The sequence below is a fragment of the Ruegeria sp. D4 genome (genome assembly GCF_056534475.1).
Window position 1 is genome coordinate 340,302 of record NZ_JBQFPJ010000001.1, and the last position, 13,250, is coordinate 353,551.

Below are 13,250 nucleotides of genomic sequence, written 5' to 3' on the forward strand. Positions count from 1 at the left end.
TGACATGAAAACAGCGGCGATCATTGGTGGTGGTGTAATCGGCGGCGGATGGGCCGCACGGTTTCTGCTGAATGGCTGGGATGTTCGGGTGTTCGACCCGGACCCGGAAGCCGAGCGCAAAATTGGCGAAGTGCTGGACAATGCACGTCGCTCGTTGCCGGGACTCAGCGATGTGCCTTTGCCGGCCAAAGGGGCGCTGAGCTTTCATGAGGATATGGCCGATGCCGTCAGGGGTGCGGACTGGATTCAAGAAAGCGTGCCCGAGCGGCTAGAGCTGAAATTGAAGGTTTACAAGGGGTTGCAGGAGGCGTGTGATCCGGGCGCGATCATTGGGTCCTCGACCAGCGGCTTCAAGCCTTCGGAGTTGCAGGAAGGCGCACTGCGCCCCGAGCAGATCGTCGTGACGCACCCGTTTAATCCGGTGTATCTGCTGCCGTTGATCGAACTGGTGCCGACCGAGAAGAACGCGCCCGAGCTTGTTGCAAAGGCCAAGGAAATGCTGACGTCGGTCGGCTTCTTCCCGCTGCATGTCAAGAAAGAGATCGACGCGCATATAGCAGACCGGTTTCTCGAGGCCGTCTGGCGTGAGGCGCTGTGGCTGGTCAAGGATGGCATTGCGACCACGGAAGAGATCGATGAGGCGATCCGTATGGGCTTTGGCATCCGCTGGGCGCAGATGGGGCTGTTCGAAACCTATCGCGTGGCCGGGGGCGAGGCCGGGATGCGGCATTTCATGGCGCAGTTTGGACCAGCCCTGCAATGGCCCTGGACCAAGCTGATGGACGTGCCGGAATTTACCGATGAACTGGTCGACATGATCGCCGAACAGTCCGATGCGCAATCCGGGATGCACTCAATCCGAGAACTGGAGCGTATCCGCGACAACAACCTTGTCGGGATGATGCGGGCGCTGAAGCTGCAGAATTACGGGGCTGGTGCAGTGCTGAACCAGCATGACGCAATGCTGCGGCCCGGCGCGCTGCCGACGCTGGATCAGGCGGATCTCAGCCAGCCGATCCTGACCCTGTCGCGGGCGGTGCCGCTGGACTGGACCGATTACAACGGTCACATGAACGAGGCCAAATACCTCGAGGCTTTTGCTGCGGCGACCGACCGGTTCATGGAGATCATTGGCTGTGACGCGGATTACATCGCCTCGGGCGGCAGCTATTTCACCGCTGAGAACCACCTTCGCTATATCGACGAAGTCCATGCGGGCGCAAAGATTGAAGTGCGCACGCAGATGCTGTTGGGTCAGGGCAAGAAGCTGCACGTTTTCCACAGCATGTACGAGGGCGACAAGCTGCTGGCAACGGGTGAGAGCTTTTTGCTGCATGTCAGTCTGGAAACCCGCCGCCCCAGCGCGCCTTCGGCCGAAATTGAGGCTGCGATGGCGCGAATTGCCGCCGCGCAGGCTGATCTGCCATACCCCGAAGGTGCGGGTGTGGCCATTCGGAAACCGTCATGACCCGGCGGGTTCTGGTCACGGCCGGCGCCGCGGGCGTCGGTCGTGCCATGGCCGATGCGTTTGACGCGGCAGGCTATGAGGTCTGGGTGACGGATATCGATCAGGCGGCGCTGCAGGCCTTGCCGGATCACTGGACGGCGCATTGGACGGATGTGACCAGCGAGAACGACATGAGCGCCGTCTTTCAGGCGGCCGGTGCAGCAGGCGGTCTGGACGTGCTGTGCGCCAATGCGGGGATCGCAGGGCCGACTGACGCGATCGAGGATATCGATCTGGCCGCGTGGCGGTCCTGTGTCGCGGTCAATCTGGACGGCGCATTTCTGGCAGCCAAACATGCGGTCCCGATGATGAAATCGGCGCGGGCGGGAAGCATAATCCTGACGTCTTCGACGGCCGGACAATATGGGTATCCGTTTCGGGCACCTTACTCAGCGGCGAAATGGGCCGTTATCGGGTTGATGAAGACGCTGGCGATGGAGTTGGGGCCACATGGTATTCGCGCCAATGCAATCTGCCCGGGCGCTGTCGAAGGCCCTCGAATGGAGGGCGTTTTGCAGCGTGAGGCCGCGGCCAAAGGAATGACGCGCGACCAGGTTTACCAGGGCTATGCCGCGGGCACCTCGATGGGCCGATTCGTCGAGGCGCAGGATATCGCCAATATGGCGGTCTTTCTCGCCTCGGATGCGGCAAGGCTGGTGTCGGGGCAGGTGATTGCCGTGGATGGTCACACCGTCAACCCCGACCCCAAAGTCTAAGCGTCAGGCCTGATTTGGGCCACGCAACTGACGAATAGCGCTGCGCACGGCCTGCCAGTCCTGAGCTTCCTGTGTGTTACCGGAAGCTTCGCACTCGCGCATTTTCTGAGCGGCTTCCGCCTCGGCTCGGTCGCCGTGAGCGGTATAGAGGGCGCGTGCGTATTCTGCCGTTTTCAGTGCGTCCATTCTTGTAGTCCTCCGTCTTGTGGTCGGATGTCCCAAACGTTCGCGCGAAGGCACCATAGCACAGGAACTATCAAGCCGCATCACTGCGTCTGAGACGGATCTGAGATCGCTGACCTGAATTGCCGCAGATGATCCGGAAAATCGCGGGCGGTCAGGTCCGCCTCGCGGATCAGGGTATCGAAATGGCGGGTGAAAACCTCGACCCGGTCACGGTCGCGGAAAGCCATGTAATGGCTGCCGGCGTAGAAAACGCACAGAAGGGGGCCGAATATCGTGACTGGTGCGGAATAGAGCCGTTTGGCATCAAACAGATAGATGCGCAATCGTGGATAAAGCAACTCGCAGAGTTCCAGCAGATGATCGATCTGATCCAGCCGGACCTGCAAAGGCAGATCCTGATAGTAGCCCGTGCCATGGGCAAAACTGTGGATTTCATAAAGCGGCATCGCGATCTCATAGTCCGATTGCGCACTGCGCATCCACGCCAGTCGGTCGGCAGACGCACCGATCGCCTGATCTGCCGTACGACCCAGATGGGGGGCGTATTCCCATTCCAGAACGGCACGGGTTTTCAGCATGTCGGGCAGGGTGGCCGGGACATAGCGGATCTTGTATCCCGCCGCCTCCTGATGCCACTCAAAGATACGCTCATCAACCAGGGCGCGGGGGGCTTCGGCCATTGTCAGGGAACTGGCCAGCAGCTCTGCCGCGCTTTCAGGGCGGTTGGAGAGGCTGAGCAGCCAGTCCGCCGAAACACCAAGCGCCGAAGCGCAACTGCCAACTACATGCGCGTTAGGCAGTCGGGCGCCCGCGTCGGCCAAAAGCTGTGAAACTGTGGATCGGTCCACACCGATTCCCCGGGCCAGTGCGCTTTGACTGACACCGCGCTCTTCCATGGCGCGGGCCAGACGCAGACGAAACTGCGCAGCGCGATCTCGTTTGTCGATTTTTTCCTGCATATGATAATAAATATCATGTTTGATGAGTTTTGTTAATCATATTCAGAATTCTCACGCCCCTCTGTTGCCGATAAATCTTGAAACATAACAAGACTATGGGTGACGGAATGGAGACACGGCGCAGATCAGTCGTGAAGGCTGTGGTTTGGAATGCGATGGGGCTGGCAATGATGACGCTGGTCGGGTTGATCGCAACCGGATCGGCGGCAGTTGGCGGTACGCTGGCAATCATCAACACAGCCATCGGACTAACCCTGTATGTGATTTACGAACGTGTCTGGGCCGGCATCACATGGGGGCGTGATGTCTGAGCGTTCCGGTCCCGAGTGGCGCACTTTCGCATTGATTCTTGCCTGTTACGGGGCGTGGTTGCTGACAGTCTTCTTCATGGCGTCCTGGAGCCTTTGGCTGGCCATCCCGGCAATGGGGGTCATAGCGGCACTGCATTCTTCCCTGACTCACGAGGCTTTGCATGGCCATCCGTTTCGAACCAAATGGGTGAACGAGGCGCTAATGGCGCTGCCGCTGACATTGTTCATTCCCTATAACCGGTTCCGGGATATGCATCTTGCGCATCATCGTGATGCGGCACTGACCGACCCCTATGATGACCCCGAAACCAACTATCTGGACCCCAAGGTATGGGAGTCTTTGGCCGGCTGGCAAAAGCTGGTTTACAGCGCCAATAACACACTTTTGGGCCGCATGGTTCTGGGGCCGCTTATTGGCCAGACCGCGTTCTTTCGCGATGAGTTGCGCGGGGCGCTGCGTGGCGATCCGGCCATTTTGCTGGCATGGGCATTGCATCTGCCTGGGGTGGCCATGGTGTTGTGGATTGCTGCTGCGTCTGCCATGCCGGTCTGGGCGTTTGTCATTTCGGCCTATATTGGGCTGGCACTGGTAAAGATCCGCACTTTTCTGGAGCATCGCGCGCATGAGAAATCGCGGGCCCGAACCGTTATCGTCGAAGATCGCGGTCCGTTGGCTTTTCTGTTTCTGAACAACAATCTGCACGTCGTTCATCATATGAACCCGGGCACACCGTGGTATCAGCTGCCTGCGCTTTACCGGAATAACAAGGAACGGTATCTGGCCTGCAACGAGGCCTATGTCTATCGTTCTTACGGACAAATCTTCCGTCAGTATTTCTGGAGCGCCAAAGATCCGGTGGCGCATCCTCTCTGGCCAAAGGGTTGATTTAAGGACAAAAGGGAAGCCATGAGCCTATGGATTCCCGTCACCGTTGCGGCCGCTGCGTTTCAGACCGTGCGGTTCATGCTGCAAAAATCACTGAGCCGCATTCAACTGAGTGCGGCAGGCGCCACATTCGCGCGGTTTGCCTATTCGATGCCGCTGGCCGTCATCGGCCTGATCGTTGCCATGCAATCGACCGGTTTTGCACTGCCACATTTATCCGCGAAGTTCTGGATGTTTGCGGTTCTTGGCGGGACCACTCAGATTCTGGCGACGATCTGCGTCGTAGCTCTGTTTAAACAGCGCAATTTTGCTGTGGGTATCACCTTTAAGAAAACCGAAGTGATTCAGACGGCTATCGTCGGTTTCCTGATCCTTGGCGATCAGGTTTCATCAGGGGCATTAATTGCCATCCTGCTGGGTTTGGCGGCGGTGTTCTTGTTGTCCAAAACACCGGGCGGCGACGGAGAGTGGTGGCGCCACCTGACCAACAAGGCGTCCCAACTGGGGTTGGGATCCGGCGTGCTTTTTGCCTTTTCGTCAGTCAGTTATCGCGGTGCATCGATGCAATTGGGCGATCTGGATGCGTGGTTCCGCGCGCTGGTCACGCTGGCCGCCGTGATCATGTTTCAGTTCCTCAGCATGGGACTGTGGCTGCTATGGCGTGACCGGGCCGAATTGCGGGCCGTTTGGGACACCCGGCGAACCGGTGTTTTTGTCGGGCTGACCAGCTTGTGTGGTTCGTTCTGCTGGTTCTTTGCGTTCACGCTGCAAAATGCGGCCTACGTCAAAGCCTTGGGGCAGGTGGAATTGATCCTCAGCCTGCTGGCTTCGTTGCTGTTTTTCCGCGAAACCATCACCCGGCGTGAGATCGCCGGGATGTCTTTGCTTGGAATATCAATTTTGGCGTTGGTGCTGGCGATCTAGCCCGCGCGGCGTTCATCAAAGCTGAGGGCGATGAAGCTTGGCAGGTGATCGCCCATGCCCACGACTGATGGGCCGTTGTCCTCGTGACGGTTGCGCCCGCGGGGTTTGGGTTCTTTTTCCCGCTTGCCTTCACTTTTTCGGCCTTCTGAAGATCTGGATTTCTTCTCGGGCTTCGGGGTGTCCGGTTTGGGTTCATCTTTGACCGGGTTGTCGATGCGCGGAATATCCTTCTGGATCAGTTTTTCAATCGCATCCAGTGCCTTTTCATCGCGGCCCGAGCAGATCGTGATGGCCTTGCCCTCACGCCCGGCGCGGCCTGTGCGGCCAATGCGGTGGACGTAATCCTCGGCATGGCCCGGTACGTCGAAATTGAACACATGGCTGACCGATGGAATATCCAAGCCGCGTGCCGCCACGTCGGAGGCGACCAGCAGGCGCAGAGAGCCGTCGCGGAAACCGTCCAGTGTTTTCATCCGTTGCGACTGGTCCAGATCGCCATGGATGGCGGCGGCATTGTAGCCGTATTTCTTCAGCGATTTCGCGCAGATATCCACGTCGGTCTTCCGGTTGCAGAAGATGATCGCGTTGGTGCATTTGTCGCCTTCGGAGTCGATCAGCGCACGCAGAACCTTGCGTTTGTTGCTGGCTTCACGGTCGCGGCGACCACCTTTGAACATGACCACGCCCTGCTCGATGGTCTCGGACGCAGTGGCCTGACGGGCAACCTCAATCCGTGCGGGGGCAGACAGGAAAGTGTCGGTAATCCGTTCGATCTCGGACGCCATGGTGGCCGAGAAGAACAGGGTCTGCCGGGTGAACGGCGTCAGCGAGAAGATGCGTTCGATATCGGGGATGAATCCCATGTCCAGCATCCGGTCGGCTTCGTCTACCACCATGATCTGCACTCCGGTCAGCAACAGTTTGCCGCGTTCGAAATGGTCCAGCAGGCGGCCCGGCGTGGCGATCAGAACATCGACCCCCCGATCAATCAGCGCTTCCTGCTCCTTGAAGCTGACACCGCCGATCAGCAGCGCTTTGGTCAGTTTCAGGTGCTTGGAATAGGTGTCGAAGTTTTCCGCCACTTGAGCGGCCAGCTCCCGGGTCGGGCACAGCACCAGCGAGCGCGGCATACGTGCACGCGCGCGGCCACGGGCCAGCAGGGTGATCATCGGCAGGGTAAAGCTGGCGGTTTTGCCAGTACCGGTCTGGGCGATCCCCAACACATCGCGGCCCTCAAGCGCAGGTGGAATCGCGCCTTCCTGGATCGGAGTGGGTGTTTCGTATCCGGCTTCCTCAATAGCCTTGAGGACCTTCGGGTTCAGGTTCAGTTCGTTAAACTTTGTCATATATGTCCGGTTCATGCGGACACTTGACCTGGCCCGCGCGTCTGTAAAATGCCGGGCCCGGATGGCCATGCGCCCCATGCGCATTTCGGCTTGGGCGGGACATAACAAAATCGTAACACCAGGTCAAATGAAGAGCTGTTAATCTGGAGGCGCTAAAGGCGTGTATTCAGTTTTCCGCAACAATTCAATTGGTTCCGGGAAAGTGTTTCGCGACTTTTGCGTCCAGATCAAGGGGACGATGCCGGATCATGCCGTGATCTTCCAGCCGGGTGCGTGTCGCGGGGTCTGCGCCGCTCATCTCGTCAAAAAAGCGGCGCAGCCCTTCCATGCCATCTTCTGCTTCGATCATGCCCAGAAGTTCATTCATGTTCACGCCGCCACGTTCGCGCGCGACATTCGGCGACATGCCGGGCTGATAGGATCCGCGTGCGATCCGGAACGGATAGTGGGCCAGCCAGTGTTCCCAATCGGGCGCATGGCGGTGGCAAAGGTCCATATTGTCCAGTTCCACGCATTCGCGCAGAATTTCCCCGTTTTGGAACAGGTTGTGGATGCGAAAGTTGATCTTCGACATGCCGGTACGAACGAACAGCTTGCCCTGGATGTGGCTGAGGAAACCGCCCAGAACAAATGCGCCGTAGGTGGGATAAAGGGTTTGCACCAGCGTGTCGCGGCCCCGGCCTTTAGGAATAAAGGCCTTGTACAGATCTTTGCCGGTCGCCAGTGCCTCGATCGGGCGGGTGCGGGCGGCGGGAATATCATCTGGAATCTGCGCCAGCAGGTCCGGAACCGGGCGTTTCGGCCACAGGAACTCGTCCAGGTCGATATGGGCCAGCCAGTTCAGATCTGTCTTGCGGTACGTGCAGGTAGCGTTTGCTGTCTGGCGCACCTGGTGTTTGTCCGGGCGGTCCCGCTTTCGCCTTGCCCAGAATGCGGCGTCACAGACCCACACGTCTATCTTTGGATGGGCCCGGAGGGCTTCGAAAGCCTGCGGATTGGGTTCGTCCAGAAAAAGGTACATCCGGTCGAGCCCCAGATCGAGATGATAGGCCGCAAATTCGAGGATATCCGGAGCCGAACCCCGAATTGTGGACACAATGCCCCAGGTTGGTTTTCTTGCCATGCCGTGCCCGGTTTCGCCTTCTTGCCTGCAGGTTAGAGCAGGCAAAGGCTCAGGTCATCATCTCTTTGGTCGCCGTCAGGTTCAGCGCCGGATAGTCGCGGACGACCCGGTCGATGTCCCATTGCAAGCGGGTCAGATAGACAATGTCACCATCGTGGTCATGGGCGATGTGCTGCTTGTTGGCATTCACGAACTTTTCAACTTCGGGCTTGTCGCCGCTGACCCAGCGGGCACTGGTGAACTGCGACGCCTCGAAACGCACGGGCAGGCCATATTCCATCTCGATCCGGCTGGCGAGCACTTCGAATTGCAGCGCGCCAACGACGCCTACGATGAAACCTGAGCCGATCGAGGGTTTGAACACCTTGGCCGCGCCTTCTTCTGCAAACTGCATCAGAGCCTTTTCAAGGTGCTTAGCCTTCATCGGGTCGCCTGCGCGAACACCTTGTAACAACTCCGGAGCGAACGATGGGATGCCGGTCACGCGCAGCGCTTCGCCTTCTGTAAGCGTGTCGCCGATGCGAAGTTGGCCGTGGTTCGGAATGCCGATGATGTCCCCAGCCCAGGCTTCTTCCGCCAATTCGCGATCAGAGGCCAGGAACAGGACGGGGTTCGAGATCGCCATCGGTTTTTTCGATCGCACATGCGTCAGCTTCATGCCGCGCTTGAAATGGCCAGAAGCCATGCGCACGAACGCCACACGGTCGCGGTGCTTTGGGTCCATATTGGCCTGCACCTTGAAGACAAAGCCTGCGACCTTCTTTTCATCAGGCGCGATCTGGCGCGGTTCAGCGGACTGAACCTGCGGCTGCGGTCCGTAAGCACCGATGCCCTCCATCAGTTCCTTCACGCCGAACGAGTTGATCGCCGAGCCGAACCAAATCGGGGTCATGTGGCCTTCCAGTACCGCCTGCGGGTCCAGGGCGGGCAGCAGTTCGCGCGCCATTTCCACCTCTTCCAGCAGCTTTTCCAGCAAGTGTTCGGGCACATGATCGGCCAGTTTGGGGTCGTCCAGCCCGTCGATCTGAATGCTTTCGGCCACCTTGTTGCGGTCGGCCCGGTCCATCAGTTCCAGCCGGTCGCGCAGCATGTCGTAGCAGCCGATAAAGTCGCGCCCGACACCGATAGGCCACGCGGCGGGCGTGACGTCGATGGCCAGCATTTCCTGAATTTCGTCGATAATCTCGAACGTATCGCGGCTTTCGCGGTCCATCTTGTTGCAGAAGGTCAGGATGGGCAGATCGCGCAGGCGACAGACCTCGAACAGTTTCTGCGTCTGGCTTTCAACGCCCTTTGCGCCATCGATCACCATCACGGCGGCGTCCACGGCTGTCAGGGTGCGATAGGTATCCTCTGAGAAGTCCGAGTGACCGGGCGTGTCCACCAGATTGAACCGAAAGTTCCCATAATCGAACGACATCGCAGAGGCGGAAACCGAGATACCGCGATCCTTCTCCATCTGCATGAAGTCCGAACGCGTCCGCCGCGCCTCACCCTTGGCGCGCACCTGGCCAGCCATCTGAATTGCGCCCCCGTACAACAGGAACTTTTCAGTCAGCGTTGTTTTGCCCGCATCCGGGTGCGAGATGATGGCAAATGTCCGGCGCCGGGCAATCTCGGGCGGTAATACGGGTTGGTTCGAGGCGGTATCAAGCATGAGCGCGCGTATAGGCGTGGAATCCTGCCGAGGCAAGACAAAGGGGCTGGTTCGAATCATACCGTTATGGCAATAAGAACATATAGTGAACAAATTTCGGAGAAGATCGATGAATTTGAAAGAGATTGCCGACGAACTGGTTGCCGGTTGCCGCGAAAACCGGGCCAAGGAGAATTTGGAGAAACTCTATGCGCAGGATGCTGTTTCGGTAGAAGCGCATGAAATGGAAGGCATGGGCCGTGAAACCCATGGCCGCGATGCGATCCGGGGCAAGCATGAATGGTGGGAAAGTGCGCACGAGGTGTCCGGAGCATCCGTCAGCGATCCGTTCCCGCACGGCGACGACCGTTTTGCCGTGATCTTTGAAGTGCAGGGCACCGTCAAGGAAAGCGGTGAAAGCTTCGACATGAAAGAGGTAGGCATCTATCACGTCGCCAATGGAAAGATCGTGCGCGAAGAGTTCTTTTACTGACGCGCTTTGACTTCTGGTCTTCCCTGTCTGGCCGGTGCTAGACATGCGGTCAACAACAGATGGGGAGGATCGGATGGATCTGGGAATACGTGGAAAACGCGCACTTGTCTGTGCCAGTAGCAAGGGTTTGGGTCTTGGCTGTGCCGAAGCCCTGGCCGCAGCCGGTGTCGATCTGGTGATGAACGCGCGCGGGGCAGATGCTTTGGAGACCGAAGCCGCCCGGTTGCGAACGGAACATGGCGTTGACGTGCTGACGGTGGCCTGCGACGTGACCTCGGCCGAGGGGCAGAACCAGGTGATAGACGCCGCGCAGGGTGTTGATATTCTTGTGACAAATGCCGGTGGGCCACCGCCCGGATTGTGGTCGGACTGGGATCGGGATGATTTTATCAAGGCGCTGGACAGCAACATGCTGACGCCGATTGCGTTCATGAAGGCACTGCTGCCGGGAATGATGGACAAAGGCTGGGGCCGGGTGGTGAATATTACCTCGCAATCCGTGCGCGCGCCGATCCCGGCGCTGGGTTTGTCGAACGCGGCGCGGACCGGACTGACGGGCTATGTAGCCGGGACGTCCCGACAGGTGGCCCCGCGCGGGGTTAACATCAACAATCTGCTGCCGGGTATTCATGCCACGGATCGCGCGGTGTCGCTGGACGGCGGCGTCGCGACGCAGAAGGGGATTTCAATGGATGAGGCGCGCGCGGAACGCGAGGCGACCATTCCTGCCCGGCGATATGGCACGCGGCAGGAATTCGGCGCGGCATGTGCATTTTTGTGCTCGCAACATGCCGGGTTCATCGTTGGACAGAACATCCTGCTGGATGGCGGCGGCACCAATCTGACGATGTGAGCATGGCGCAGGGGTTTTCACTTAAGGACCAATTGTTCAACGCGGAAAAAACCAGCTATCTTGCGGGTTTATTCTCAGCTTCTGATACTGGTTTTGACGCACCTGCCTTTCAGGCGCGTGTCATGCAGCGGTTGCCAGAACTTGAGTTGAAAGAGCGGATGGCCTGGATTGCCGAGTGCCTGCAACATGCAGCTCCCGGTGAATTGCCTGATGTGGCCCCGGTGATCCTGCGTGCGCTGCCGCCGCCTCTGGATCCGGACAAGACCGATGATGATTTCGGAGATTTCATCTTTGCGCCCTTGGGCGATTGGGTGGTGTCGGCAGGGCTGAACCACCCCAATCTGGCGCTGGATGTACTTGAGGAACTGACGCAGCGGTTCTCGATGGAATGGGCGATCAGACCGTTTTTGAACGCCCACCCGGAACTTGTGATCGAGAGAATGCAGGATTGGTGCTTGCATTCCAGTTATCACGTGCGTCGTCTGGTCAGTGAAGGCACGCGGCCTCGATTGCCTTGGGGGCAGGCGGTGGGGCTGGAGTTGAGCGATCCGGTGCCACTGCTTGACAGGTTGCACGGCGACAACACACGATATGTCACGCGGTCTGTGGCGAACCATCTGAACGATATCACCAAAACGGACCCGGACCTGGCTCTGGATCGATTGCAGACCTGGCAGGCGGAGGGCCGACAGAACGCTGAAGAGCTAAGCTGGATGACCTCTCATGCCCTGCGCGGGCTGGTGAAATCGGGCCATGCAAGGGCAATGAAGATGCTGGGTTATGATCCGGATGCCGAACTGATCGTTGCGGTTGACCTGCATGGGGATGCCCGGATTGGTAAGGCGCTGGAGTTTTCAGTTGATCTGAGAGGTTCAGGCGATCAGCCAGTATTGGTTGATTATATCATTCACTTTCAAAGGCCTGGCGGAAAGATTTCACCCAAGGTTCACAAGCTGAAACAGTCCGTTCTGCGCGATGGCACACTGAGGCTGGCCAAGAAACACAAGCTGAAGGGCGATGCCACCACCTTTCGGTTGGTGCCGGGCATGCACCGGTTGGAGATTCAGGTGAATGGAAAAATACGCGCCGGTGCGGATTTCGAACTGCTGGGCTGAGACGGCAAGAAGCTCTCACGCTTTTGTCAGAATGGCGGTCGCCTGATTGCGCGCCAGCCGGTCTTGCACTAGCTGCTGAACAGGGGCTGAGGAAAGGATTCCGGTGATGAAGCATGAGGCGGTACAGAACTATTATGGCGAAGTCCTGCAAGGCAGTTCGGATTTGCAGACCAACGCATGCTGCACGCCCGATGACATGCCGGATCATCTGAAGAAGATTCTATCCCGGGTGCATGACGAGGTGCTGACACGGTACTACGGCTGCGGCCTGATTGCGCCGCTGGACCTGGAAGGAATGTCGATCCTCGATCTGGGGTGCGGTGCGGGCCGTGACGTTTATGCGTTGTCCGCCATGGTCGGCGAAAAGGGCCGCGTCGTTGGCGTGGACATGACGCCGGAACAGCTGGACGTCGCGCGGGCGCATCAGGACTATCACGCGAATGCGTTCGGATATGCCGCCAGCAATGTGGAATTCCATCACGGCTACATCGAAAAGCTGGACGAACTGAATCTTGAGCCCGGATCGTTCGACATCATCGTGTCCAACTGCGTTATTAATCTGGCCACCGACAAGGATGCTGTTCTGCGTGGCGCGCATCGGCTGCTGAAAGAGGGCGGCGAGATGTATTTCTCGGACGTGTACGCTGACCGCCGTGTTCCTGCCGCCATGGCTGAGGATGAGGTTCTGTACGGCGAGTGCCTGTCCGGGGCTTTGTACTGGAACGACTTCCTGTCAATGGCGCGCAAGGCCGGGTTTGGTGATCCGCGCCGGGTGACGCATCGTCCGCTGACCATTGAAAATCCGGTTCTGGAAGAGCGCGTCGCGCCACTGAAATTTCTTTCGGCCACCTACCGGTTGTTCAAGCTGCCTGATCTGGAACCTGCCTGCGAGGATTACGGTCAGGCCGTGATCTACAAGGGCACGATTCCCAACTCGCCGCATCTGTTTGAGTTGGACGACCACCATGCCATAGAAACCGGCAAGGTTTTCCCGGTTTGCGGCAACACTTGGATGATGCTGAACGACACGCGCTTTGCACGGCATTTCCAGTTCATTGGAGATTTCTCGATCCACTATGGCATCTTCGAAGGTTGCGGGGGCGAAAGTCCGTTCGAAGCCACAGGAGAAGCCGCCTCTGGTGGATGCTGCTGATCCCTTGCGCCTGAGGGGCGGGATTGTTATCCCCGCCCAAGC

14 protein-coding genes are annotated in these 13,250 nt (G+C 58.6%); 9 read left to right on the forward strand and 5 right to left on the reverse strand.

The annotated features are described in order from the left end of the window. Window positions 1-4 precede the first annotated feature (4 nt). Window positions 5-1,468, forward strand: a complete 1,464-nt coding sequence (locus tag ACR0MI_RS01720) for a carnitine 3-dehydrogenase (protein ID WP_170816573.1) — start codon at window positions 5-7, stop codon at window positions 1,466-1,468. Further along, window positions 1,465-2,223 carry an SDR family oxidoreductase gene (locus tag ACR0MI_RS01725; protein WP_170610629.1) on the forward strand — a complete coding sequence of 253 codons (759 nt, stop codon included), beginning with the start codon at window positions 1,465-1,467 and terminating at the stop codon, window positions 2,221-2,223. The genes ACR0MI_RS01720 and ACR0MI_RS01725 overlap by 4 nt, the downstream gene beginning before the upstream one ends. A 3-nt stretch (window positions 2,224-2,226) precedes the next feature. Here ACR0MI_RS01725 and ACR0MI_RS01730 read toward each other — a convergent pair whose 3' ends face one another. Further along, the gene (locus ACR0MI_RS01730) at window positions 2,227-2,409 is read right to left on the reverse strand and encodes a hypothetical protein (RefSeq protein WP_170610632.1); all 183 of its coding nucleotides are present in this window, start codon (window positions 2,407-2,409) and stop codon (window positions 2,227-2,229) included. 80 nt (window positions 2,410-2,489) lie between these two features. Continuing rightward, complete coding sequence (locus ACR0MI_RS01735) at window positions 2,490-3,368, reverse strand: helix-turn-helix domain-containing protein (RefSeq protein WP_170610635.1); 879 nt, start codon at window positions 3,366-3,368, stop codon at window positions 2,490-2,492. 107 nt (window positions 3,369-3,475) lie between these two features. Between ACR0MI_RS01735 and ACR0MI_RS01740 the strand changes: the two genes are divergently transcribed. From ACR0MI_RS01740 to ACR0MI_RS01750, 3 genes are read left to right on the forward strand one after another with little or no spacing between them, the layout of a single operon-like run. After that, on the forward strand, window positions 3,476-3,679 hold the full coding sequence (locus ACR0MI_RS01740; protein WP_170610965.1) for a DUF2061 domain-containing protein: 204 nt from the start codon (window positions 3,476-3,478) through the stop codon (window positions 3,677-3,679). Further along, on the forward strand, window positions 3,672-4,565 hold the full coding sequence (locus ACR0MI_RS01745; protein ID WP_170610637.1) for a fatty acid desaturase: 894 nt from the start codon (window positions 3,672-3,674) through the stop codon (window positions 4,563-4,565). Before ACR0MI_RS01740 ends, ACR0MI_RS01745 begins: the two co-directional genes overlap by 8 nt. Window positions 4,566-4,586: 21 nt before the next feature. Next, on the forward strand, window positions 4,587-5,489 hold the full coding sequence (locus ACR0MI_RS01750) for an EamA family transporter (RefSeq protein ID WP_170619158.1): 903 nt from the start codon (window positions 4,587-4,589) through the stop codon (window positions 5,487-5,489). On the opposite strand, the gene ACR0MI_RS01755 is transcribed toward ACR0MI_RS01750, so the two are convergent. The 3 genes from ACR0MI_RS01755 to ACR0MI_RS01765 form a co-directional block, all read right to left on the reverse strand. Next, entirely contained in the window at window positions 5,486-6,835 is a 1,350-nt protein-coding gene (locus ACR0MI_RS01755) for a DEAD/DEAH box helicase (protein ID WP_170619159.1), read from the reverse strand. The genes ACR0MI_RS01750 and ACR0MI_RS01755 overlap by 4 nt on opposite strands. Window positions 6,836-7,019: 184 nt before the next feature. Further along, window positions 7,020-7,958 carry a glycosyltransferase family 2 protein gene (locus ACR0MI_RS01760; protein WP_170610646.1) on the reverse strand — a complete coding sequence of 313 codons (939 nt, stop codon included), beginning with the start codon at window positions 7,956-7,958 and terminating at the stop codon, window positions 7,020-7,022. A gap of 49 nt (window positions 7,959-8,007) precedes the next feature. Continuing rightward, window positions 8,008-9,615, reverse strand: coding sequence for a peptide chain release factor 3 (locus tag ACR0MI_RS01765; protein WP_170610649.1), 1,608 nt, complete (start codon window positions 9,613-9,615; stop codon window positions 8,008-8,010). A gap of 109 nt (window positions 9,616-9,724) precedes the next feature. Between ACR0MI_RS01765 and ACR0MI_RS01770 the strand changes: the two genes are divergently transcribed. From ACR0MI_RS01770 to ACR0MI_RS01785, 4 genes are all read left to right on the forward strand, one after another. Further along, window positions 9,725-10,087 carry a nuclear transport factor 2 family protein gene (locus ACR0MI_RS01770; RefSeq protein ID WP_170610651.1) on the forward strand — a complete coding sequence of 121 codons (363 nt, stop codon included), beginning with the start codon at window positions 9,725-9,727 and terminating at the stop codon, window positions 10,085-10,087. A gap of 73 nt (window positions 10,088-10,160) precedes the next feature. Further along, window positions 10,161-10,940 (forward strand): SDR family oxidoreductase, encoded by a 780-nt coding sequence (locus tag ACR0MI_RS01775; protein WP_170610654.1) that lies wholly within the window; start codon window positions 10,161-10,163, stop codon window positions 10,938-10,940. Between the two features lie 2 nt (window positions 10,941-10,942). After that, the gene (locus ACR0MI_RS01780; protein ID WP_170610658.1) at window positions 10,943-12,055 is read left to right on the forward strand and encodes a hypothetical protein; all 1,113 of its coding nucleotides are present in this window, start codon (window positions 10,943-10,945) and stop codon (window positions 12,053-12,055) included. 106 nt (window positions 12,056-12,161) lie between these two features. Continuing rightward, complete coding sequence (locus ACR0MI_RS01785; protein ID WP_170610661.1) at window positions 12,162-13,208, forward strand: methyltransferase domain-containing protein; 1,047 nt, start codon at window positions 12,162-12,164, stop codon at window positions 13,206-13,208. Window positions 13,209-13,250 lie beyond the last annotated feature (42 nt).

What these genes read in the sequence shown, in the direction of transcription:
- ACR0MI_RS01720 (WP_170816573.1), top strand. Translation starts at nt 5, where the DNA reads ATGAAAACAGCGGCGATCATTGGTGGTGGTGTAATCGGCGGCGGATGG.
- ACR0MI_RS01780 (WP_170610658.1), top strand. Translation starts at nt 10,943, where the DNA reads ATGGCGCAGGGGTTTTCACTTAAGGACCAATTGTTCAACGCGGAAAAA.
- ACR0MI_RS01735 (WP_170610635.1), bottom strand. Translation starts at nt 3,368, where the DNA reads ATGCAGGAAAAAATCGACAAACGAGATCGCGCTGCGCAGTTTCGTCTG.
- ACR0MI_RS01755 (WP_170619159.1), bottom strand. Translation starts at nt 6,835, where the DNA reads ATGACAAAGTTTAACGAACTGAACCTGAACCCGAAGGTCCTCAAGGCT.
- ACR0MI_RS01730 (WP_170610632.1), bottom strand. Translation starts at nt 2,409, where the DNA reads ATGGACGCACTGAAAACGGCAGAATACGCACGCGCCCTCTATACCGCT.
- ACR0MI_RS01750 (WP_170619158.1), top strand. Translation starts at nt 4,587, where the DNA reads ATGAGCCTATGGATTCCCGTCACCGTTGCGGCCGCTGCGTTTCAGACC.
- ACR0MI_RS01745 (WP_170610637.1), top strand. Translation starts at nt 3,672, where the DNA reads ATGTCTGAGCGTTCCGGTCCCGAGTGGCGCACTTTCGCATTGATTCTT.
- ACR0MI_RS01760 (WP_170610646.1), bottom strand. Translation starts at nt 7,958, where the DNA reads ATGGCAAGAAAACCAACCTGGGGCATTGTGTCCACAATTCGGGGTTCG.
- ACR0MI_RS01740 (WP_170610965.1), top strand. Translation starts at nt 3,476, where the DNA reads ATGGAGACACGGCGCAGATCAGTCGTGAAGGCTGTGGTTTGGAATGCG.
- ACR0MI_RS01725 (WP_170610629.1), top strand. Translation starts at nt 1,465, where the DNA reads ATGACCCGGCGGGTTCTGGTCACGGCCGGCGCCGCGGGCGTCGGTCGT.
- ACR0MI_RS01785 (WP_170610661.1), top strand. Translation starts at nt 12,162, where the DNA reads ATGAAGCATGAGGCGGTACAGAACTATTATGGCGAAGTCCTGCAAGGC.
- ACR0MI_RS01765 (WP_170610649.1), bottom strand. Translation starts at nt 9,615, where the DNA reads ATGCTTGATACCGCCTCGAACCAACCCGTATTACCGCCCGAGATTGCC.
- ACR0MI_RS01775 (WP_170610654.1), top strand. Translation starts at nt 10,161, where the DNA reads ATGGATCTGGGAATACGTGGAAAACGCGCACTTGTCTGTGCCAGTAGC.
- ACR0MI_RS01770 (WP_170610651.1), top strand. Translation starts at nt 9,725, where the DNA reads ATGAATTTGAAAGAGATTGCCGACGAACTGGTTGCCGGTTGCCGCGAA.